Source organism: Serratia proteamaculans, from assembly GCF_004684015.1.
GTDB classification, from domain to species: Bacteria; Pseudomonadota; Gammaproteobacteria; order Enterobacterales; family Enterobacteriaceae; genus Serratia; species Serratia proteamaculans_F.
On record NZ_SRIA01000017.1, the window covers coordinates 1 to 21,731 of the forward strand.

Below are 21,731 nucleotides of genomic sequence, written 5' to 3' on the forward strand. Positions count from 1 at the left end.
TGCGGGCGGCCTTTCCAGGAGGCTCCGGTACCGGATTCAAACGACCGATTTGGGCTTAATCGGTTCCACATGCCCTACCGCACGCGAGATGTTCGGGTAAAGCGCACGTAACTGGCGCTCTATGCTGTCTACCGCCGCATGCGCCGCCGCAATGGAGGCTGCCGGGGATACCCGACAGTGGAAGTTGACGATAATGCCGCCAGCGGTTTTACGTGCACGGATGTTATGAACGTCCTGCACCATCTCGCCCTTTTCCACTACCATTTCCAATATCTGGCGAATGCTCGCCAGTTGCTCAGGCGCGACATCCTCGCTGGCGATCCAATGATTCGTCTGGGGTTCCAGGTGGGTTTCGATCTCCGTATCCTCACCAATCGCCTGGCGCAATAGTGTTTCAATCTCACTGGCAATATCGTGCGCCTGCGCCACGCTGGCACTGGCCGGCACGGCCAGATCCATACTTATCGACATGCGTTCCGGCAGTTGCTGCAACGCCACATTTTGCACTACCGCGCCGTGGTTGGCGGCGATCACCCGGATGCGCGTCGCCATGTCTTCATCACTGCGGGTTTGTGGATTAGCTATTACCGTGGCTTCGGCATGGGCATATTGCTGTTCCAGACGTTCGGCGATTGACTGCTTCAACGCGTTGATGCGTTCCAGCGGTAAAGTGCGACAAACTGCGACGGTGACCTCAATAAACAAGATGGCACCGGCGTTACGAATGCGGATATTTTCCGTGGCCAGTATCGCCGGGAAGCTCTCGAGCAAGGCGCTGATTTCTTCCTTGGTACCAGCCGGCGCCGTATCCATCAGCGAATCAAACGAGCGCTTCCCCAGTTTCACCGCCGCCACCACGATAAAACAGGCGACGATCAGCGCAGCGATGGCATCTGCGCGGGTGAAACCCAGCATCACAAACACCATGCCTAACAGCACCACGGCAGAGGCAAGCATATCGGAGAAGAAATGCAGTGCATCGGCTTCCAGCGCCGCGCTATCGGTGGCCTTCGCCACACGATTGAGCGCCCTGACGCGGAAAAAGTCGACCACAATCGAGATCAACAGCACCGCAATCACCACCGGAGCCGCGACAATTTCATGGGCTTCCCCCAACAGGCTTTTGCCGGCCTCATAAACAATCCAGCCCGCCGCGCCCAACAGCAGCAGCACTTCAAACAGCGCAGCCAGGTTTTCAACCTTGCCGTGGCCAAAATGGTGATCATCATCAGCCGGTTTGTCGCTGATACGCACCGCCAGCCAGGTAATGCTGGTGGCGATAAAATCGGTGAAAGAATGGATCCCCTCTGAAATAAGACCAATACTGCCGGTAAAAATACCGGTAATAAATTTACCGGTTGCCAATAGCCCACTGGCTATCATGGAATTTCTGGCAACGGATTGTTTTTCATTTTGCATATTACGGCTCACATTCAAATGGGTAATTCATTTTTTTATTTTAGTCGACCAGCGCCAGACAAAGGCAACCAGCAGCATAGTACCCGAGAATGTCAGTATTAAACTAGACAGGAATTCTGATTTTCCGGTTGAATAAAAATAAATCTCATTCACACCGACAGAGATCATTAAAATGGCATAAAGCAAGCCAAGAATAAGAAGGGTCATGGTGGTTATACTCCCAAAGCCCCCATTGGGCGGTCAGAGTTTAATCGCATCCTCCCCGTAGTAAATAAAACCCTCGGGGAGGATGCATCCAGGCGGACCTTTAGCGTTCATTAATCATCCCATTTGGTGCTCATATAGGCGGCTAACAGGCCCAGTGAGCTGATAATGCTCAGGAATCCTACAAAAATTGTCATATTTCCCATTATATTGTCCTCGGTTAACTATTATCGATAGAAGCCCCTTTAATTAAAAAGCGGGGATTGTCATTACTCATGATTATTTACGTGCCTCCTTCTCTGTGAGATAAAATACCCGCCCCGGCTACGACACGAAGCGGACAGCGGTTTAAATCCCCAGAATATACTGGGCGATTTTGAAGTAAATAATCAGGCCGGTGCCATCAATAAAGGTGGCGATAAACGGGGCCGACACCACCGCCGGATCAATCCCAAGTCGCTTGAGCAGCATGGGGATAATCGAGGAGACAATGGCGCTCCAGACGGTGATAGCCACCAGCGACAGGCTGACCACCATCGTCACGTCCATGCCCACCCCCATGATCCAGGCGCGGACCCAGGCGGCTACACCGATGGTGACCGCTATCAATAAAGAGGTGGAAACCTCTTTGCGGATCACCGCGCCCAGGTTACGCAGGCTGACCTCACCCAACGCCATGGCGCGAACCAGCGTAGAGGTGATCTGAGTGCCACTATTGCCACCAGTACCGATCAACAGTGGGATAAAGAACGCCAGCGCGATCGCTGCTTCCAGCTGTTCTTCAAATGCCTTTAGCACATTGCCGGTGTAGGCTTCGGCGACAAACAACATCAGTAACCATACCGAACGCTTGCGCCATAATGCCCAGGGACTGGTCTCCAGATAAGGTTTATCCAGCGGCAGACTGGCGCCCTGGCGCTGCGCATCCTCGGTGTTTTCGTCTTCAATCAGCCGGGCAATTTCTTTTTCACCCAACACGCCCACCAGGGTTTTATTGACCACCACCGGTACCACGTCCAACCCACCTTTCCCCAATAAGTGCGCGACATCATTACGATCGTCATCGGGTGAAACCTGAAAATAGCTGTGGTTGATCATTACTCCAACGGCTTTATCATTATCTTCGCATTGCAGTAATTTTTTAACCGACAGCGTACCGCGCAATTGATAATCATCGGCAGTGACAAACAGTTGCGTCGGAATTTCTTCGGTTTTAAGTTGCGAAAGAAAATATGCTTTGGCTTTATTGACCGTCATATTCCCGGGGATGGTAATAAAATCGGCGTTCATATAGCCCGCTACCGAAGACTCATCATGAGTTTCCGCTATGGCCAGCGCCGGGGATGGTGTGTTGTGATGTGACTTCATTATGTTAGTCCCTATTTCTGTTTGAACTTCAACAGCGAATCGCATAGGGGCGTTAACCACAGAGGGAGTGCAGACAGCCTATCTCCGCGTCCAGGTTTTAGCACTATACAACGTATCTGATTATTCATCAGAAGTTACCTTGGGCTGAACCTTAATCCGATAAAGCCTGTCTTAACCTTGGGCATCTCTCGATGTCGTCAGATCAGTAACCTGTGTTTGTATAGGAGCCTCGCCAAACGAGATACTGCATATAAACTACGGGGGGCAGTATAGGCGTGGTTTTTTATCTTAGGGCAAGAATCTGGCCGACCGTTTATGAAACATTTAGAAAAAACTTTCGAGCCAAAATAATAAATAGCCGATCAGATCCCTCTTAACTCGCATTATTCACCCGCAGCCATCACGCCACAAGACGATGCTCAGCGATACGGCAGAATAATGCACACCTTCAACCCGCTGGCATGGCGCTGGCTGTCCTCCAACGTAATGCGTCCCTGCATATGAACCAGAGTGGCATTAACTATTGATAGCCCCAGACCTGCCCCACTTTGGCCCGTACCCTCAATGCGGTAAAACGCATCGAGTACCCGCTGGCGATGTTCGGCGGCAATGCCTGGCCCACTGTCCTCGACGCTAACAATAGCCTTGTCGTTTTCAACGCGAACCTGTAAATCGACGACGCCGCCAGGTGGGGTGTAACGTATCGCATTTTCCACCAGATTTCTTACCAGGGTATACAGGTCGGCCTCGTTAAGCGTTAACTTCACTTCCGTCGGCTGCCATACCCCAAGATCGATATTCTTGACCTCCGCCAGCGGTAACAAGTCTTCGATTACCGTGCGAAATACTGAGGCTACCGAGACCTGCGTCATCGGGCGCTGTGCATTCTGTTGTACCCGCGCCAATGACAGCAGTTGTTCCAGCAAGTGTCTGGTGCGTTTGATGCCCTGCTGCATACGACCCAGTCGCTGCCGCGCCACATCCGGCATCTCGGTGCCGGCCAGCCGTTCAGCCTGTAAAGACAGCGCCGTCAGCGGGGAACGCAGTTCATGGGCCGCATCGGCGACAAAGCGACGCTGGGTTTCGACACCGCCGGCGACTTTGCCGAACAAACGGTTGATAGCCGCCACAAAGGGCGCGATTTCTCTGGGAAGGTCACTGACGGGCAATGGCGTCAAATCCTGCTCCCCCCGCAGTTCCAGACTGCGGGCCAAAAGACGGATGGGCTGCATGCTTTTTTTGATCAAATCAGCCACCACCAACAGCAAAATGGGAATTAATATCAGCAACGGGATCAGCGTGCGCCAGGCACTCTCCATGGCAATCTCATCACGCTCGGAGGTGCGCTGCGCCACCGCTACCCGAGTTTTTGGCGAGAGAGTACGTATCAGCACTCGAAACGATACGCCGTCAACTGACAGGGTTTGGAAGCCTTCCTTTAGCGGTGCCTTCGGCAAAAAATGGGCCGCTGTTAAATCCCCCGACGCAGGGATCAACTGCACGATCACCGCCGCCTCATCATCACTGTGCACTGGCGCGTCATGTTGCCGCAGGCCGGAAATCGCATCACTGCGGATCAAGCCGGCAATCTGCGTCAGCGTGGTGTCCTGCAGCTCGTTGGCTTCCTCAAAAGAGGCATAAAAAGAAAAAATCCCCGCCGCCAGGGCAACCACCATAATCGCGCAACCCAGACCCAGCGAAAGTTTGAATTGCAGGGAATCCATTAGTCGTTTTTTGCCACCATCCATCCCACACCCCTGATGTTTTTAATCACTTCGCTGCCCAGTTTCTTACGCAGCGCATGGATGAGGTATTCCACGGCGTTGCTTTCCACCTCTTCTCCCCAGCCGTAAATTCTCTCTTCAAGCTCACTGCGCGAAAGTATGCTGCCTGGGCGTAACATCAATGCATGCAGCAACGCAAATTCACGGCTGGATAAACTGCAGCGCAAGCCGTCACTTTTCAGGCTGGCCTCATGTGAGGCCGGATCCAGCGAAAGCAGCCCATTAGAGAGGATCGGCGTGGCATTACCGCCTTTGCGACGTAATACGGCACGTATTCGCGCCAGCAATTCAGCAATATCGAAAGGTTTGAGCAGATAGTCATCGGCCCCACTGTCCAGGCCTTTTAATCGATCTTCCAGCGCATCCCTGGCGGTGATAATCAATACCGGCAGCCGGTCATCTTTGGCGCGCAACGCCGTCAGCACGCTAAAGCCGTCTTTATCCGGCAGGCCGAGATCCAGCAGCAGCACATCATAATGTTGGCAGGCCGAAGCGGTAAGCGCGGCCTGCCCATCACAAACCCAATCAACGGCATAAGCGGCGTCTTTCAACGCGTCCTGAATGGCTTCGCCGATCATGCCGTCATCTTCAATCAGTAGCACCCTCATGCAGGCTCCCACACATTCGAGATCAGTACTGTAATCGTTTTTGCATCAGTGTCAGGTAAGTGACCAGACTGATGATTGCCACCAGAAATAAACCGCTGGTTCCTGCGGCTCCCAGCCCCATACCGCCATTACCGGCCGGTTGCGACAGCAAGTCACCGCAGGAAGCCCCCAGGGGCCGCGTCAACACATAAGCTATCCAAAAGCACAGCACGCTATTGGCTTTAAACAGGTAGTAAGCAATGGCGGTGATGCCAATCAGGGCACCGAATAACAGTGTCGAATAGCCGTATCCCAGTTGCAATCCTTCAGCAACCCAGTCGCCGGCGGCGGTACCAAGGGCAAAGGTAAACAGGATTGCCGCCCAGTAAAACAGTTCCCGTTTCGGCGTATCAATGGCATGAATCGACAGCGTATGTTCGGCGTTGTACCAAACCATAAAGGTGGCGACCAACATCACGCTGAACAAGGCGGTGGAGAATGCCAACGAAATACCGAAATGGTCAGTCAGATTATCGGTGATCAGGGTACCAAATACGCTGATCAGCACCACGGCAATCCAGTACAACACCGGGACATGGCGTCTGGCGCGAATTTGGAAAAACAACGCCACCAATAACAGCCCGCCGGTAATCAGTGAAGTATTGGTCAAACCGAAGTTGAGATCCATGTTGAGGTAATCCGCCGCGGTTTCCCCCACGGTGGTGGACATCATTTTGATCAGCCAGAAAAACAACGTGACTTCCGGCACTTTGTTCAGCCAATTAATGGCTGGTCTTTCAGTGGTTAAAGACATATCCAACTCCTGTGAATGAGAAATACAGGAATCAGTATCGCAACCAAAACTTAGCACTGACTTAGGTGGCAAATTTTACCCGCTGATTCAGCGCAGATGAAGGGAAGAGAGGGGTTTAAACATAATAAATACTAATGAAACTCAGCCATCAGGGCCGATTATTTATGCTGAAACTTAATTTTTCCTTAAGGCGAGACAATTAGTGAGCTAAATCTAAAAATAAATTAATACGAATCGTTTTCACTATCATTATTAATGTTCTTATATACAATCAGGGCAGCCCAACCCCCGTTTGGGGCATTTCGCTTTTATTCGCTGTACTCTTTAAATAAAAGGATGACTGTATGAAGCTGCGTTTATCTTCTCTCGGCCCGATTGCCCTGTTGGCATCGTCCATGATGCTGGCGTTCTCAGCCAATGCGGCGTCCCAGGATGAAGGGATTGTTGTTTATAACGCCCAACACGAAAATCTGGTGAAATCCTGGGTCGACGGTTTTACCAAAGATACCGGCATTAAAGTGACCCTGCGTAACGGCGGCGACAGCGAGTTGGGCAACCAGCTGGTGCAAGAAGGCAGCGCATCCCCTGCCGACGTTTTTTTAACGGAAAACTCCCCGGCGATGGTATTGGTGGATAACGCCAAACTGTTTGCCCCGCTGGATGCCGCGACGCTGGCACAGGTTGAACCTCAGTACCGTCCGCAACACGGCCGCTGGATTGGCATTGCCGCCCGCTCAACGGTCTTCGTCTACAACCCGGCGAAGCTGACCGAAGCACAGTTACCCAAGTCACTGCTGGATCTGGCCAGGCCAGAATGGAAAGGCCGCTGGGCCGCCTCACCTTCAGGGGCAGATTTCCAGGCGATTGTCAGCGCACTGCTGGAGCTTAAAGGCGAAAAAGCCACGCTGGAATGGCTGAAAGCGATGAAAACCAACTTCACCGCTTATAAAGGCAACAGCACCGTGATGAAAGCGGTCAATGCCGGCCAGATCGACAGCGGTGTCATCTATCACTATTATCCGTTCGTTGACGGTGCCAAGACCGGCGAGAACAGTAAAAACATCAAACTTTATTACTTCAAACATCAGGATCCGGGCGCGTTCGTCAGCATCTCCGGCGGTGGTGTATTGGCTTCCAGCAAGCACCAAAAGCAGGCGCAAGAATTCGTTAAATGGATCACCGGTAAAAACGGCCAGGAGATCCTGCGCACCAACAACGCCTTCGAATATGCGGTTGGCGTCAACGCCGCCTCTAATCCGAAACTGGTTCCGCTGAAAGAACTGGACGCGCCAAAAGTTGACGCTTCTGCATTGAACGGTAAAAAAGTGGTCGAACTGATGACCGAAGCCGGGCTGATGTAAGCCGGTTGATGAGTACAGAGAGTTTTTAGCCCTATGTCGAATACAGGTTTCAACACCGCCGGCGCAAAGCCACGGTATACTTCGGCCCGCCGCCATCAACGGCCCGGGTTGTTTATCGTGGCAGTCGCCATTTTACTCTCTCTGCTGGCGCTATTGCCGCTGGGGTTTGTCATTAGCGTGGCGTTTGAAACCGGTTGGCCAACGGTAAAAGCTCTGGTATTCCGCCCCCGGGTGGCCGAACTGCTGCTGAACACCCTGTTACTGGTGGTGTTCACGCTGCCGATTTGCGCCATTCTGGGGGTAGCCCTGGCCTGGCTAACCGAACGCACGACGCTGCCGGGCAGGCGCATTTGGTCGTTATTGGCCACCGCGCCGTTGGCGGTGCCAGCCTTCGTACAGAGCTACGCCTGGATCAGCCTGGTGCCTTCGATGCATGGGTTGGGGGCCGGGGTGTTTATTTCGGTCATCGCCTACTTCCCCTTTATTTATCTGCCAACCGCTGCGGTATTACGCCGGTTGGATCCCGGTATTGAAGACGTCGCCACCTCACTGGGTACTCGTCCGCTGGCGGTGTTTTTCCGGGTAGTGTTGCCACAGCTAAAGCTGGCCGTTTGGGGTGGTTCGCTGCTGATCGCGCTGCACTTGCTGGCCGAATACGGCCTGTATGCGATGATCCGCTTTGACACCTTCACCACCGCTATTTTCGATCAGTTCCAGTCGACCTTTAACGGCCCGGCGGCCAATATGTTGGCCGGGGTGCTGGTGCTGTGCTGCCTGGGATTATTGATGCTGGAAGCCATCAGCCGCGGGCGGGCGCGTTATGCCCGCGTCGGTTCCGGCAGCGCTCGCAGTCAAACGGCTTATCACCTTGGGCCCATCACCACCCTGTTAGGCCTGTTGCTGCCCCTGAGTCTCACCGCGCTGGCGCTGGGCGTGCCTTTTATCACCCTGGCCCGCTGGCTGACCCTGGGCGGCATTGAGGTGTGGCGCAACAGCGAATTGCTGCCTGCCTTGCTGCAAACACTGTCACTGGCCGCCAGCGGTGCGCTGCTGATCACGGTGTGCGCTATCCCTATGGCCTGGCTGTCGGTACGCTACCCGGCGCGGCTATATCGGGTCCTGGAAGGCTGTAATTACATCACCAGTTCACTGCCCGGCATTGTGGTGGCACTGGCGCTGGTGACCATCACCATTCACAGTTTCCGGCCGATTTATCAGACTGAAATCACCCTGCTGCTGGCCTACTTGTTGATGTTTATGCCACGGGCGTTGATCAACCTGCGCGCGGGCATTGCTCAGGCACCGGTCGAGTTGGAAAACGTGGCCCGTAGCCTCGGGCGTTCGCCAGCGGCAGCGTTATGGAGTACCACGCTGCGTCTGGCAGCCCCCGGTGCCGCCGCCGGTGCCGCATTGGTGTTTTTGGCGATCACCAATGAGCTGACCGCCACACTGCTGCTGGCCCCCAACGGTACCCGCACGCTGGCCACCGGTTTCTGGGCGCTGACCAGCGAAATAGACTACGTGGCGGCCGCACCCTACGCCCTGATTATGGTGGTGTTGTCATTGCCACTGACCTGGCTTCTTTATTCTCAATCCAAACGCACGGCGGGATTATGAGCACGCTTGAACTACAAGGCATCGGTAAATCCTATAACTCGGTCAAGGTGCTGGAGCATGTTGATTTAAACGTGGCACCAGGCAGCCGTACGGCGATTGTCGGCCCTTCCGGCTCGGGGAAAACCACTCTGCTGCGTATTATCGCCGGTTTTGAAATACCGGACAGCGGCCAGGTGATGCTGCAAGGGCAAGCGATGGCCAACGGCAACGGCTGGGTACCGGCACACCTGCGTGGTATCGGTTTTGTCCCCCAGGACGGCGCGTTATTCCCGCACTTTACCGTGGCTGGCAATATCGGTTTCGGCCTGAAAGGCAGCAAGCGTGACAAGCAACGGCGTATTGATGAACTGATGGAGATGGTGGCGCTGGATCGTCGCCTGGCGGCACTGTGGCCACACGAGCTTTCCGGTGGGCAGCAACAGCGGGTGGCGTTGGCCCGTGCGCTGTCTCAGCAACCCAAGTTGATGTTGTTGGACGAACCCTTTTCCGCGCTGGATACCGGCCTGCGCGCCGCGACCCGCAAAGCGGTGGCGGAACTGCTGGCCGAAGCCAACGTCGCGTCGATTCTGGTGACCCACGATCAAACCGAAGCCTTGTCGTTTGCCGATCAGGTGGCGGTAATGCGCAATGGTCGATTGGCGCAGGTCGGGCCGCCGCAAGATCTTTACTTAAGGCCGGTGGACGAACCGACCGCCACCTTTTTAGGTGAAACGTTGGTACTTTCCGCTGAGCTTGACCAAGGCTGGGCCGATTGCGCGTTAGGACGGATTGCCGTTGACGACCGTCAGCGCCGCGGCCCCGCTCGTATCATGCTGCGCCCTGAGCAGGTTCAAATTAGCCAGTCCGAGCTACAGCAACAGAGCCAGGCGGTGGTGACCGGTATTGATTTTGCCGGTTTTGTCTCGACCTTAAACCTGCACATGACCGGCAGTAATACCGCGATCGAGATTAAAACCATCAGTCGCGAAGGTCTCCGGCCCGGTTCTCACGTCAATCTGAACATCATCGGCCAGGCGCATATCTTTGCCGAATAACCCATCAAGGGGGCTTATCGCCCCTTTGAACCTTAGTTTTTCGCCAACACTGCCAACGAAAAAACCTATCGCAGCCATCGAATACCAAAACCCCCTTCATCAACTACGATTAGTCTGTGACCGGTGTAAACATTCACCCGTCCGGAGATAACCCACAGAGGATTATCATAATTATTCATACTGATTCAGCCGCAGCGGTTTAACGCGGCTAAGAAAGGTTAATTATGGCACGTACTACCCCCCTTGAACGCTACCGCAATATCGGCATCTCGGCGCATATCGATGCCGGTAAAACCACCACCACCGAGCGGATTCTGTTTTACACCGGGGTCAGTCACAAGCTGGGCGAAGTCCACGACGGCGCCGCCACCATGGACTGGATGGCACAGGAGCAGGAACGTGGGATTACCATTACCTCAGCGGCGACCACCTGCTTTTGGAACGGCATGCAGCATAATTATCCGCAGCACCGCATCAATATTATCGATACACCAGGACACGTGGACTTCACCATTGAGGTCGAGCGCTCCATGCGGGTGCTGGATGGCGCGGTAATGGTCTATGACTCGGTGGGTGGCGTGCAGCCGCAATCGGAGACCGTCTGGCGTCAGGCCAATAAATACAAGGTCCCGCGGCTGGCATTCGTCAATAAGATGGACCGCGTGGGTGCCGACTTCTTCCGCGTGCGCAAAATGATGATCGAACGGCTGAAAGCCAACCCGGTACCGATCGTTATCCCGATTGGCGCCGAAGACCATTTCATCGGCGTGGTGGATTTGGTGCGCATGAAAGCCATCCTGTGGGACGAGGCAACGCAAGGCATGAGCTTCAGCTTTGAAGAGATCCCGGCCGACCTGCGCGACTCCGCACAGGAATGGCGGGATAAAATGATCGAAGCCGCCGCCGAAGGCTCGGAAGAGCTGATGGACAAATACCTTAATCAGGTGCCATTGAGCGAAGAAGAGATCGTCCATGGTCTGCGCTTGCGCACCGTGGCCGGTGAAATTCAGCCGATGCTGTGCGGCTCGGCGTTCCGTAACAAGGGCGTGCAGCGCATGCTGGATGCGGTGATTGAACTGATGCCTTCCCCGCTCGACGTTCCACCGATGGAAGGCCATGACGAGCGCGACAACATTGTCATTCGCCGGGCTGCCGATGACGAAAAATTCTCGGCGCTGGCCTTCAAGCTGATGACCGACCCCTTCGTCGGCCAACTGACCTTCGTACGGGTTTACTCCGGCGTGCTGACCAAAGGCAGCAGCGTCTATAACCCGGTGAAAGACAAAAAAGAGCGCATTGGCCGCATCGTACAAATGCACGCCAATGACCGTAAAGATGTCGAGGAACTGCATGCGGGTGATATCGCCGCTTGCGTGGGGCTAAAAGACGTCACCACTGGCGACACACTGTGTGATCCTAACGCCATTATCACGCTGGAAAAAATGGTGTTCCCTGAACCGGTGATCGCCCAGGCGATTGAGCCTAAAACCAAGGCCGATCAGGAAAGAATGGGGATTGCCCTGCAGCGCCTCTCTTCGGAAGATCCGTCGTTCCGCGTTCGCACCGACGAAGACTCCGGCCAGACCATTATTTACGGCATGGGCGAACTGCACCTGGAAATCATCGTCGACCGTATGCGGCGTGAGTTTGGCGTGGCGACCACCACCGGCAAACCGCAGGTGTCTTACCGCGAAACCATCCGCAAGCGCGTGACCGACGTGGAAGGCAAGTTCGTGCGCCAATCCGGGGGTAAAGGCCAGTACGGCCACGTGGTATTTACCGTGGAACCCAATGAGCCTGGCAAGGGCTTCGAGTTTTTCGATGAGATCAAGGGCGGCGTGATCCCGGGCGAGTTTATCCCGGCGGTGAAAAAAGGCGTGCTGGAGGCGCTGAATACCGGCGTGCTGGCCGGTTATCAGGTGGTGGATGTCAAGGTTCACCTGACTTTCGGCTCTTACCACGACGTCGACTCTTCGGAACAGGCTTTCCGCATGGCGGCGATCTTCGGCTTTAAAGAAGCCTGTCGCCAGGCCGCCCCGGTGATCCTCGAACCCATTATGTCGGTAGAGGCGGAAACGCCAGAGGACTATGCCGGTAGCATAATGGGCGACCTGTCATCGCGGCGCGGTCTGGTGCAAGGCATGGAGGACATTCCGGGCGGCGGCGGTAAGGAGATCCACGCCAAGGTGCCGTTATCCGAAATGTTTGGCTATTCAACCACACTGCGTTCCATGTCGCAGGGCCGCGCCACCTACACCATGGAATTTAGCCACTACGCAGAAGCACCGCGCAATGTGGCCGAAGAGATCATTCATCACCGGAAATCTTGAGTTGACTGCCTGCCGCCCCAGCGGCAGGCTTCACTCTTTGGTGGTCAGAGCCACCACCACCGGCTGCGGCTTAATTCGCATCGCGTATACCACGCCGATAATCAGGCAGGCAATGCCGCCCAGCGTCAACAACGGTGGCCAGGTCTGACGCAGAATAAAGGTGTAAGCCAATCCGGCCAGGATTTCGAAGACGATCAGCGGCCCCACCAATACCGTCGGCAAGCGTTGGCTCGCCTCATTCCAGCACAGGGCGCCAATCCACGAGCACAGCATGCCAATGGCGATCATCAAGGGGACAAACACTTCCGGCCTTGGCCCAAATGGCAGCGCGAACGTCGGCTGGGTTAAAGCCAATTGGCCGCAAACCAACAGATAGCCCACCAACGCCAGCGGTAAGGTGACCAGCCCTTGCGCGGTCGCCCAGGTGGCAGGCCTTTGGCTCGGATTATTTCGCAGCCAACGGGCATTGCGCAACGGGAACCAGGTCCAGCAAGCCACCGCCAGCAACGCCAGCCCAAGCCCACTGGTATAACGCCAGACATCCATCAGTGCCGTATTACCCCGCAACTCGGCAACGTTAACCAGCGCCAGCCCGCAGGCGATCAATACCAACGCCGGTGTCAGTTTACGCCACGAAAGTCGCCCGTCGTGCCGACTGTAAAACAGGTTGGCGGTCACCGAGATAACCACCGGCAACGTACCGATAATCATGGTGGAAATGGGCGCCCCGGTGCGCTGAATGGCACTGGCCAGGCACAGGTAATACAGCAGGTTGCCGATCGCCGTCAGTTTCAGCGCCTCCAACCAATCGTTACGATGTAACTTTTTCAGCCGCTGACGATCGAGCCACGCCAGCGGCAAGGCAATCAGGCCAAAGGCCAGATAACGCCCGGTGGACTGTAACGCCGCCGGATAGTCGGGGATCAATAGCGGGCCGACAAAAATCAGCCCCCACATCAGCCCGGCAGCCAGGGCAAATAACACGCCAACAAACATAGTGACTCCATCAACAAACGGGCACGGCAAGGCAAACCCGGGAATAAAACCTGGGGCCAGCCTAACTCACTGATGCGAGGAAATATTGTAGCAGGTTGCTGTTTTAGCGGGTCGTAACCTGTTTTTGATAACGCACGGGCGTGACACCGTAACGATTAGCAAAGGCACGGGTCAAATGGGCCTGATCGGTTAACCCCGTCGCCGCCGCGACCTGTGCCGCAGGCATCCCGCGCCCCAACATCTGCTTGGCTTGCGACAGACGGATCGCCATCAGCATTTGCTGTGGGGAAACATGGTATTGGGCTTTGAACTTACGCAGAAAATGATAAGGGCTGAGGGAAACCAGGGCCGCCAACTGATCGAGAGTCATTATGGCTGAGAAGTTATCCTGCAGGTAACTTTTGACGATATCAAAACGATGCGTCGCTTCGGCCTTTAACGGGCGAGCCACTTGACTATGTGGGCGGAAGATAGCGACCACCTGCAGCAGCAGGTGGTCAATGGTCAGCGGATCGCTGGCCTGCCACAAAGCGGCCAGCGTAGCGGACAATTGCCGTGCCGCCTGCTCGTCCTGGCGTACCGCATCGGTGAACCAGAATCCCTGTTCACCCGACAGCAACTCCAGCGTGTCCGGCTCCAGATAAAGCATGCGGTAGTTCCAGCCGCCTGGGGTTTCAGTCTCACCGGTGTGCAGCTCGTCCGGGTTCATCAATACCAATGAGCCTGGAGCTGCCCGATGCTGCGCCCCACGGTAACGGAAACGCTCGGCACCCATATCGACGGTACCGATGGCAAAAGCATTATGGCTGTGGGGTTCAAAGGCATAGCGTTCTATATGGGCATGATAAAGCTCTACGCCCGGCACCTGCACTAACTGCCGGAACTGCGCACTGTCTTTTTCAAAGGGAAACTGCTCTGGAACACCCTGCACCGTACCGCCCTGCTTCAATGCCGTTGGTGGCTGTATGATAGTCAAAGTGGCGTGGTTTGAGTAGTGGCGCACGCGGTGCGCTGGACGCTGCTGCTCATTCCGCGTAGGGTATTTTATCCGAAGCCCGACGCCTGCCAGACAGCGTCGGTACCTTGATTATCCCGCCGCAGAGTGGGAAACCTGTCTTTAACCCCCTGAAAGTAAGAGGCAACAATGTATCCAGATACTCAACTCTATATCGACGGACAATGGCGCAACGCAGTCGCCGGTAAAACCACGCCGGTCACCAACCCCGCTACCGATGAAGTGATTGGCAGCGTGGCACACGCCACCACAGCCGATCTCGATCTGGCGCTGGCCGCGACCGAACGCGGGTTTAAAGTCTGGCGCGAAACCTCCGCTTACCAGCGGGCCAATCTGATGCGCAAAGCGGCTGCACTGTTTCGTGAGCGCGCAGATAAAATCGCGGCGATCATGAGCCAGGAACAGGGCAAACCGGTGGCGCAGGCCAAGGTGGAAATTCTTAACTCGGCGGACGTGATTGACTGGTTTGCCGGTGAAGCCAGCCGCACCTACGGCCAAATCATCCCGTCCCGCAGTCAGGATGTTCAGCAGCAAACGCTGAAACTGCCGGTGGGGCCGGTTGCCGCGTTTACCCCGTGGAACTTCCCGATTAACCAGATCGTGCGCAAGTTGTCCGCCGCGCTGGCCGCAGGTTGCTCCATCATTATTAAAGGCCCGGAAGAAACCCCGGCCTCTCCTGCGGAATTGATCAAAGCCTTTGCCGACGCGGGTGTTCCTGCAGGCGTGATCGCGCTGGTGTACGGTACCCCGGCGGAAATCTCCGAATACCTGATCCCGCACCCGACCATTCGCAAAATTTCGTTCACCGGTTCAACCCGCGTGGGTAAACATCTGGCAGCGCTGGCCGGTCAGCACATGAAAAAAGCCACCATGGAGTTGGGCGGTCATGCGCCGGTGCTGATTTTTGACGATGCCGATCTCGATGCCGCCGCCAAAGAGTTGGCGCTGGCCAAATTCCGCAATGCCGGCCAGGTGTGCATTGCCCCAACCCGCTTCCTGATCCAGCAAGGCGTGTATGAGGCCTTTGTCGAGAAATTCACCGCGGCGGTGCGTGAAATCAAAATGGGCAATGGGTTGCAGGACGGCGTGACCATGGGGCCAATGGTGCTGCAACGCAGCGTGGACGCCATTGAGGCTTTCGTGAAGGATGCCATCGCCGAGGGGGCCAAAGCCACCACCGGCGGCAAACGCGTGGCCGGCCCCGGTAATTTCTTCGAACCGACGGTATTGCGCGACGTACCGCTGAGTGCGCGAGCGATGTCTGAAGAACCCTTTGGCCCGGTCGCCCTGCTGCGCCCGTTCGCCAGCTATGAGGAAGCCATCGCCGAAGCCAATCGCCTGCCTTACGGTCTGGCGGCCTATGCCTACAGCCGCAGTATCGCTACGGTAACCGCGCTGGGCCGGGATGTGGAAAGCGGCATGCTGAGCATTAACCATATCGGTTTTGGCCTGCCGGAAACGCCGTTTGGCGGGGTGAAAGACTCCGGTCACGGCACCGAAGGCGGCAGTGAAGCGATCGAATCCTATCTGGAAACCCGCTTTGTTACCGTTGCCGGGCGTTAATTAACAACTCCCTCTCCTTTGGGAGAGGGAGTTGTCTGTTCCCCCTCACCCCGGCCCTCTCCCACTGGAGAGGGAGACTAGCACTCAGGTTTCAGCGAACACATTACTTCGACCTCGTTCAGCAGCCTTGTCGAACAACAACCGTGCCGCCGGGGTCAAGCCCAGCATATGAATGCAGGCGTGTACCATGCCCGGTAACCGCTCACAACGCACCGCTACCCCATCCTCCCGTAGCCGCTGAGCATAATGCTCGGCCTCATCGCGCAACGGATCGTACTCACAACTCAGAATGGTCGCCGATGGCAACTGCCGTAACGTCTCGGCATGCAAGGGTTGTGCGTAAGGATCGGGTTTATCCTCTCCCTCCACCAGATATTGCCCCCAGCAAAATTCCATGACCTCCTTCGTCAGGAAGTAACCCTGCGCATAAGCCTGGTAGCTCGCCGTATCCATAGCGCGACTCAACGCCGGATACAGCAACAGCTGATGTTCAATCCCTGGGCCATTGCGATCGCGGGCCAATAGCGCCACCGCTGCCGCCAGATTACCACCGGCACTGTCACCGCCAACGGCCATGTGCGTGGCATCAATCCCCCATTGTTCTGCCCGGTCAACGACGGCGCACAGCGCCTGATACAGGTCTTCCAGTGGCCTTGGGTACGGGTGCTCCGGTGCCAGGCGATAATCAACCGATAAGATCACCCGCCCGGTGGCATTGGCCAGCGCCTGGCACGGCAGGTCATACAGCGCCAGCGAACCCAGGCACCAGCCGCCGCCGTGGGCGTACAGCATCGCCGGTATAGGTTTCCCCATTGCCACGCCCGCTGGCCAGTAAGCCCGAATGGCGATCTGATGTCCGTCATCGGCGGTCACCCGCCCATCCCTGACGCCGCCACTGGGTTCGCTCTCGCCTTGTAATGCCAGCAGCCCGGTCTCTGCGGCTGCGCGCATCTCAAACAAGGAGGCCGGTGCGGCAGCCCCCGCCGTTTTCGCCAGAAAATGGGCAATCTGTGGGTCAAGCGGCATCAGTCAGGCTCCCTGACAAAAATGGCACCACCAGAGCGATAAACGCCTCAGGGCACTCTTCGGTGATGAAATGACCGCAGTCAGCGACAGTTTCACCGCGCAGGTTAACGGCGTTGTCCCGCAGCGTGACGAAAGGCGCGTCACCGGTGGCGTGCTCGGCACCAATGGTCATTACCGGCATGCTGAGCGGTGTTTCGGCACGACGCTGGTTTTGCCGGATGGTTTCCGGAATGGCACGATAATAATCAAAACCGGCCCGCAGGCTGCCAGGAGCCGAATAAGCGGCGATGTAGGTTTCCGCCGCCACCCGATCGCGGCGATAGGACCAACGATTAAAGATATAGCTCAGATACTCCCGCTCACGGCCCAGCGTCAGCGCTTCAGGCAAATCCGCCAGTTGGTTGAACATGAAGTGCCACAGGAAAATATTTTGTTCTGCCGGTACAAAAATCGGTGGTGCGGGTGCTAACCCGGGGATCACCGCCTCCGTCAGTACCAGCCCCGTCACCGCCTGCGGGAAATCGCTCGCCATGGCATAACCCACCCACATGCCAATATCATGGCCGACCAGCTGATAGCGCGGATGCCCCAGTTGCAGCATGGTCTGGTGCAAGGTAGCGGCCACACTGCCGGTGTCATAGCCGCCGTTCGGCTTGTCCGAATCACCAATGCCCGGCGGATCCACCGCTATCGCCTTAAAGCCTGCCGCCGCCAGCGCCTGCATCACATGACGCCAGGTGTACCAGGTTTGTGGCCAGCCCGGGATCAGCAGTACCGGCTGTCCTTCGCCAAGCGTCACGCAGTGAATTCGGTTGCCGTTTACCCGCGTATAGACGTGTTCGGGTTCAGGTCCATTCAACATGGATCCGTTATTTTGCAGTGTCATCGGTGTTCTCCGTGGTGGAATAGCGTGGCTCAGCGCAGGCCAAGCAAGGCATTGATTTGCTGTTGGTCAACCGGCGCACCGGCAAAATCATCAAACACCTTGTCGGTAACGTTAATGATGTGGTCACGAATAAAGGCCGCGCCTTCGCGGGCGCCATCCTGCGGGTGTTTCAGGCAGCACTCCCACTCCAGCGTCGCCCAACCGGCGTAGCCATGCTGGGTCAGCCGCGAGAAAATGCCTTTGAAATCCACCTGGCCGTCACCCAATGAGCGAAAACGTCCGGCGCGATCGGTCCATGACTGATAGCCGCCGTAAATGCCCTGCCGTCCGGTCGGGTTGAACTCGGCGTCCTTGACGTGGAACATGCGGATGAAGTCCTTGTAAATATCGATGTAATCCAGATAGTTGAGCTGTTGCAGTACAAAGTGGCTCGGGTCGAACAGGATCTGGCAACGCGGGTGCCCGCCAACGCGCTGATGGAACATTTCGAAGGTCACGCCGTCATGCAGATCTTCGCTTGGGTGGATTTCATAACACAGATTCACCCCCTGCTCATCGCAGGCATTGAGCACCGGCAACCAGCGTTTGGCCAGTTCATCGAACGCTGTTTCGATCAGCCCCGCCGGACGCTGCGGGAACGGGAACAAATACGGCCAGGCCAGGGAACCGGAGAAGGTGCCCATCTCGCTCAGCCCTAACCGCGCAGAGGCTTTGGCCGCCAACAGCAACTGCCGGTGTGCCCACTCACCGCGCGCCTGTGGATTGCCATGCAGTTCCGCTGGCGCAAAGCTGTCACACAACGCGTCATAGGCCGGGTGCACCGCCATCAACTGGCCAAAAATATGGGTAGTGAGTTCACTGACCACCAGGCCATGGTCTGCCAACATGCCGACCAGCTCGTCACAATAGGTTTGGCTTTCTGCGGCGGTGGCCAAATCAAACAGGCGGCTATCCCATGCCGGGATTTGCAAAGCTTTAAAGCCGGTTTGCGCCGCCCATTGGGCGATCGCCGGCAGGCTGTTAAAAGGGGCGGCATCGTCACTGAACTGTGCCAGATGCAGACTTGGACCTTTCAAGGTTTTCATTCTAAACTCCAATTGGTTGTCGATTGACAAACAATAGGCTTAAATCAATTTCTCAGCAAGTGAATTTTAAAAAATCGTTGGTATTACAGTGGAATTAAGCGATCCTGTTGCGCAGAACAACAGGTAATCAGGAGCAGAGGAATGGCAGGCAGACCGCGCGAATTCGACCGTGAACAGGCGTTATTGAAGGCTCGGGATCTCTTCTGGCGTCAGGGGTATGAAGGCACCTCCATGTCGGACTTGGTCGCCGAGCTGGGCATCGCTTCTGCGCGTATTTACAAAGCGTTCGGCTCAAAAGAATTGCTGTTCCGCGAAGCCATTGCCAGTTACGAAAGCCATGAAGGTGGCTTTGCCGATCGCGCCTTCAGTGAAGAAAGCAGCGTGCGCGTGGCGATAAAACGCCTGCTGGACGACGCAGTGGCACTGTACAGCCGCACTGACCTGCCGCAAGGCTGCATGGTGGTTTCTTCCGCTGCCAGCGTCAGTGACGAGAATAGCGGTATCAAGGACTGGCTGGCAGAACACCGCCTGCTGCGCACTCAGGGCATGATTGACCGGCTGCGCACTGCCGTTGCGACGGGAGAACTGCCACCAGAAACCGATGCTGACGCCCTGGGCGATTATTTTGCCGCCTTCCTGCACGGTTTGTCAGTGCAGGCGCGCGATGGCGTCAGCCGCGCCCGGTTAGAGGCCGCGGTCAAGGTTGCGCTACTGGTGCTGGAAAACGGCGGTTAATCATCACACCGGCACCCGACGGCTGATTTCAACGACCTGATCGCTCGGCAAATAATAGTAATCCGTCACGTGCATACCGTTACGCACCATCAGCGCAAAAATGTTGCGTTGCCAGGCAGGTAAGCGGTCATTGGCTTCGCGGCGCACCACGCTTTCATGCCCTAAATAATAAGTGGCGTCGCTAAAGTTCAATCCGGTTTTTTGCGCCTCGGCATGCTGCAGCAAGCGGGGAATATTGGGTCGCTCCATAAATCCATAGCTCGCCACGCCACACCAAAACCCCGGCGACTGCTGTCGCATCACCAGCCGCTCGGCATTTGCTACCCGGGGTTCATTAACGATCATGATATGCAGCGCCAACACATTGGCGTGCAGCGACCCGTTACGTTTTACGTGCCATTTCATTACCGGTGGCGTGCCGCTCAGGCTACGGGTCAGAAAAATTGCGGTACCCGGAACTCTGGGGATGTTTTCCACCTCAAGATGCGCTAAAAAATCCGCCAACGGCAGGCTCTTTTCTCCCAGCGTACGGGATGCCGCAATGACCCCGCGATGCCAAATCAACATTACGCCATACACCAGGATGGCCAGCAGCAGCGGTACGTACCCGCCCTGCATCACCTTGCTGAGGTTGGCCAGCAGGAAGCTGAGATCGACGATAAAGAAGCCACCGGCCACCAGCAGGCTGGCCACCATGCCCCAGCGCCACACCTCACGCATCGCCACAAACAGCAGCCCCGTCGTCATGATCATGGTGAGTGACACGGCGATACCGTAGGCGGCAGCCAAATTATCGGAAGACTTGAAGAACACCGTCAAAAATACCGTCACCGCCATTAGCAGCCAGTTAATAGCGCTGATGTAAATCTGCCCATAGCTTTCTTCGGTAGTTTGTTTGACTCGCAGCCGAGGTAACCAGCCAAGCTGGATCGCCTGACGGGTCATGGAAAAGGCCCCGCTGATAATCGCCTGACTGGCGATCACCGTGGCCAGGGTTGCCAAAATTACCAGCGGAATTTGCAGCATCGGTGGGCACAGGCGGTAAAAGATATTCTGGGTGACATCAGCGCCTGACAGGATCAGCGCGGCCTGCCCGGCATAGTTCAGTAACAGACTGGGGAAGACAATGCCAAACCAGGCAAGCCAGATCGGTTTTTTGCCAAAGTGCCCCATATCGGCGTACAGCGCTTCCGCCCCGGTGACACACAGGAAAACACCGCCCAGCACCAGGAAACTGGTCATCCCATTGGAAAACAGAAAATCAACGCCATACAGTGGGTTTAACGCCATCAGCACGGCCGGATGCTGGATAATTCCCCAGATGCCCAGCGCGGCAATGGAAAAGAACCACAGCGCCATAATCGGCCCGAAAACCTTGCCGATACGTGCGGTGCCCAACGGCTGAATGGCGAACAGGCTGACCAGCACCACCACTGCCGCCGGCAAGATATAGGGTTGAGACTCGGGCAGAACAATATTCAGCCCTTCCAGCGCCGACAATACCGAGATCGCCGGGGTAATCGCGCCATCGCCGTAGATCAGTGCCGCACCAAACAGGCCGGCAAACACCACCATCGGCCGGATCTTTTTCTTGCTGACCAACAGTGACATCAACGCCATGATGCCGCCTTCGCCACGGTTGTCGATACGCATGGCAAACATGGCGTATTTCAGCGAGGTCACAATCACCAGCGTCCAGAAAATCAGCGACAGCAGGCCAAGGATCACCGGTGGTGACGGCGCATCACCGGAGAGAAACAGCACGGTTTTCAGGGTATACAGCGGGCTGGTGCCGATATCGCCGAACACCACCCCCAATGCGCCGCCGGCCAGCAGCGGCAGGCTCATTTTGGGTGTTTCCGGTTCGTTCCCTGCGGTCATTGAGATCCCCTGAATAAATCACCACG

General features: G+C 56.1%; 19 protein-coding genes and 1 riboswitch. Of the genes, 6 read left to right on the top strand and 13 right to left on the bottom strand.

Annotated elements, in window-relative coordinates; genetic code table 11:
- Positions 1–36: 36 nt before the first annotated feature.
- From E5C26_RS12905 to E5C26_RS12930, 7 genes are all read right to left on the bottom strand, one after another.
- Entirely contained in the window at positions 37–1,419 is a 1,383-nt protein-coding gene (locus E5C26_RS12905) for a cation diffusion facilitator family transporter (RefSeq protein ID WP_135316682.1), read from the bottom strand.
- A 27-nt stretch (positions 1,420–1,446) separates the two neighbouring features.
- Positions 1,447–1,626: a hypothetical protein gene (locus E5C26_RS24980; protein WP_135316683.1), complete on the bottom strand. Its 180-nt coding sequence runs from the start codon at positions 1,624–1,626 to the stop codon at positions 1,447–1,449.
- 110 nt (positions 1,627–1,736) lie between these two features.
- Complete coding sequence (gene mgtS, locus E5C26_RS24630; RefSeq protein WP_013813036.1) at positions 1,737–1,829, bottom strand: protein MgtS; 93 nt, start codon at positions 1,827–1,829, stop codon at positions 1,737–1,739.
- A 142-nt stretch (positions 1,830–1,971) separates the two neighbouring features.
- On the bottom strand, positions 1,972–3,036 hold the full coding sequence (gene mgtE, locus E5C26_RS12915; RefSeq protein WP_135316684.1) for a magnesium transporter: 1,065 nt from the start codon (positions 3,034–3,036) through the stop codon (positions 1,972–1,974).
- Between the two features lie 30 nt (positions 3,037–3,066).
- A riboswitch (M-box (ykoK) riboswitch) is annotated at positions 3,067–3,239 on the bottom strand.
- Positions 3,240–3,410: 171 nt separating this feature from the next.
- Complete coding sequence (locus E5C26_RS12920) at positions 3,411–4,739, bottom strand: ATP-binding protein (protein ID WP_135316685.1); 1,329 nt, start codon at positions 4,737–4,739, stop codon at positions 3,411–3,413.
- Positions 4,715–5,383, bottom strand: a complete 669-nt coding sequence (locus E5C26_RS12925; protein WP_135316686.1) for a response regulator — start codon at positions 5,381–5,383, stop codon at positions 4,715–4,717. The genes E5C26_RS12920 and E5C26_RS12925 overlap by 25 nt, the downstream gene beginning before the upstream one ends.
- Before the next feature lie 22 nt (positions 5,384–5,405).
- Positions 5,406–6,176 (bottom strand): COG4705 family protein, encoded by a 771-nt coding sequence (locus E5C26_RS12930; RefSeq protein ID WP_135316687.1) that lies wholly within the window; start codon positions 6,174–6,176, stop codon positions 5,406–5,408.
- Positions 6,177–6,520: 344 nt separating this feature from the next.
- Between E5C26_RS12930 and E5C26_RS12935 the strand changes: the two genes are divergently transcribed.
- From E5C26_RS12935 to fusA, 4 genes are all read left to right on the top strand, one after another.
- On the top strand, positions 6,521–7,537 hold the full coding sequence (locus E5C26_RS12935) for an iron ABC transporter substrate-binding protein (RefSeq protein ID WP_135316688.1): 1,017 nt from the start codon (positions 6,521–6,523) through the stop codon (positions 7,535–7,537).
- A gap of 33 nt (positions 7,538–7,570) precedes the next feature.
- On the top strand, positions 7,571–9,154 hold the full coding sequence (locus E5C26_RS12940) for an ABC transporter permease (RefSeq protein WP_135316689.1): 1,584 nt from the start codon (positions 7,571–7,573) through the stop codon (positions 9,152–9,154).
- Positions 9,151–10,188, top strand: coding sequence for an ABC transporter ATP-binding protein (locus E5C26_RS12945; RefSeq protein WP_135316690.1), 1,038 nt, complete (start codon positions 9,151–9,153; stop codon positions 10,186–10,188). The genes E5C26_RS12940 and E5C26_RS12945 overlap by 4 nt, the downstream gene beginning before the upstream one ends.
- A 224-nt stretch (positions 10,189–10,412) precedes the next feature.
- The gene (gene fusA / locus E5C26_RS12950) at positions 10,413–12,518 is read left to right on the top strand and encodes an elongation factor G (protein WP_135316691.1); all 2,106 of its coding nucleotides are present in this window, start codon (positions 10,413–10,415) and stop codon (positions 12,516–12,518) included.
- A 30-nt stretch (positions 12,519–12,548) separates the two neighbouring features.
- Here the strand turns inward: fusA and E5C26_RS12955 are convergent, their stop codons facing one another.
- Together E5C26_RS12955 and E5C26_RS12960 are read right to left on the bottom strand one after the other, a co-directional pair.
- Complete coding sequence (locus tag E5C26_RS12955) at positions 12,549–13,514, bottom strand: DMT family transporter (protein ID WP_135316692.1); 966 nt, start codon at positions 13,512–13,514, stop codon at positions 12,549–12,551.
- 103 nt (positions 13,515–13,617) lie between these two features.
- Entirely contained in the window at positions 13,618–14,445 is an 828-nt protein-coding gene (locus tag E5C26_RS12960; RefSeq protein ID WP_135316821.1) for an AraC family transcriptional regulator, read from the bottom strand.
- Between the two features lie 213 nt (positions 14,446–14,658).
- Here E5C26_RS12960 and E5C26_RS12965 point away from each other — a divergent pair, with 213 nt between their 5' ends.
- Positions 14,659–16,092 (top strand): NAD-dependent succinate-semialdehyde dehydrogenase, encoded by a 1,434-nt coding sequence (locus E5C26_RS12965; RefSeq protein ID WP_135316693.1) that lies wholly within the window; start codon positions 14,659–14,661, stop codon positions 16,090–16,092.
- A gap of 84 nt (positions 16,093–16,176) precedes the next feature.
- Here E5C26_RS12965 and E5C26_RS12970 read toward each other — a convergent pair whose 3' ends face one another.
- From E5C26_RS12970 to E5C26_RS12980, 3 genes are read right to left on the bottom strand one after another with little or no spacing between them, the layout of a single operon-like run.
- On the bottom strand, positions 16,177–17,118 hold the full coding sequence (locus tag E5C26_RS12970) for an alpha/beta hydrolase (RefSeq protein ID WP_135316694.1): 942 nt from the start codon (positions 17,116–17,118) through the stop codon (positions 16,177–16,179).
- Positions 17,108–18,004: an alpha/beta fold hydrolase gene (locus tag E5C26_RS12975; RefSeq protein WP_135316695.1), complete on the bottom strand. Its 897-nt coding sequence runs from the start codon at positions 18,002–18,004 to the stop codon at positions 17,108–17,110. Before E5C26_RS12975 ends, E5C26_RS12970 begins: the two co-directional genes overlap by 11 nt.
- Before the next feature lie 29 nt (positions 18,005–18,033).
- Complete coding sequence (locus E5C26_RS12980; protein ID WP_135316696.1) at positions 18,034–19,089, bottom strand: sugar phosphate isomerase/epimerase family protein; 1,056 nt, start codon at positions 19,087–19,089, stop codon at positions 18,034–18,036.
- Positions 19,090–19,230: 141 nt separating this feature from the next.
- Between E5C26_RS12980 and E5C26_RS12985 the strand changes: the two genes are divergently transcribed.
- Entirely contained in the window at positions 19,231–19,824 is a 594-nt protein-coding gene (locus E5C26_RS12985) for a TetR/AcrR family transcriptional regulator (RefSeq protein WP_135316697.1), read from the top strand.
- A 3-nt stretch (positions 19,825–19,827) separates the two neighbouring features.
- Here E5C26_RS12985 and E5C26_RS12990 read toward each other — a convergent pair whose 3' ends face one another.
- Complete coding sequence (locus E5C26_RS12990; RefSeq protein ID WP_135316698.1) at positions 19,828–21,705, bottom strand: potassium transporter Kup; 1,878 nt, start codon at positions 21,703–21,705, stop codon at positions 19,828–19,830.
- Between the last annotated feature and the right edge of the window lie 26 nt (positions 21,706–21,731).

Coding starts and splice junctions, on each gene's coding strand:
- E5C26_RS12905 (WP_135316682.1), bottom strand. CDS start 1,419: ATGCAAAATGAAAAACAATCCGTTGCCAGAAATTCCATGATAGCCAGT.
- E5C26_RS24980 (WP_135316683.1), bottom strand. CDS start 1,626: ATGACCCTTCTTATTCTTGGCTTGCTTTATGCCATTTTAATGATCTCT.
- mgtS (WP_013813036.1), bottom strand. CDS start 1,829: ATGGGAAATATGACAATTTTTGTAGGATTCCTGAGCATTATCAGCTCA.
- mgtE (WP_135316684.1), bottom strand. CDS start 3,036: ATGCGATTCGCTGTTGAAGTTCAAACAGAAATAGGGACTAACATAATG.
- E5C26_RS12920 (WP_135316685.1), bottom strand. CDS start 4,739: ATGGATGGTGGCAAAAAACGACTAATGGATTCCCTGCAATTCAAACTT.
- E5C26_RS12925 (WP_135316686.1), bottom strand. CDS start 5,383: ATGAGGGTGCTACTGATTGAAGATGACGGCATGATCGGCGAAGCCATT.
- E5C26_RS12930 (WP_135316687.1), bottom strand. CDS start 6,176: ATGTCTTTAACCACTGAAAGACCAGCCATTAATTGGCTGAACAAAGTG.
- E5C26_RS12935 (WP_135316688.1), top strand. CDS start 6,521: ATGAAGCTGCGTTTATCTTCTCTCGGCCCGATTGCCCTGTTGGCATCG.
- E5C26_RS12940 (WP_135316689.1), top strand. CDS start 7,571: ATGTCGAATACAGGTTTCAACACCGCCGGCGCAAAGCCACGGTATACT.
- E5C26_RS12945 (WP_135316690.1), top strand. CDS start 9,151: ATGAGCACGCTTGAACTACAAGGCATCGGTAAATCCTATAACTCGGTC.
- fusA (WP_135316691.1), top strand. CDS start 10,413: ATGGCACGTACTACCCCCCTTGAACGCTACCGCAATATCGGCATCTCG.
- E5C26_RS12955 (WP_135316692.1), bottom strand. CDS start 13,514: ATGTTTGTTGGCGTGTTATTTGCCCTGGCTGCCGGGCTGATGTGGGGG.
- E5C26_RS12965 (WP_135316693.1), top strand. CDS start 14,659: ATGTATCCAGATACTCAACTCTATATCGACGGACAATGGCGCAACGCA.
- E5C26_RS12970 (WP_135316694.1), bottom strand. CDS start 17,118: ATGCCGCTTGACCCACAGATTGCCCATTTTCTGGCGAAAACGGCGGGG.
- E5C26_RS12975 (WP_135316695.1), bottom strand. CDS start 18,004: ATGACACTGCAAAATAACGGATCCATGTTGAATGGACCTGAACCCGAA.
- E5C26_RS12980 (WP_135316696.1), bottom strand. CDS start 19,089: ATGAAAACCTTGAAAGGTCCAAGTCTGCATCTGGCACAGTTCAGTGAC.
- E5C26_RS12985 (WP_135316697.1), top strand. CDS start 19,231: ATGGCAGGCAGACCGCGCGAATTCGACCGTGAACAGGCGTTATTGAAG.
- E5C26_RS12990 (WP_135316698.1), bottom strand. CDS start 21,705: ATGACCGCAGGGAACGAACCGGAAACACCCAAAATGAGCCTGCCGCTG.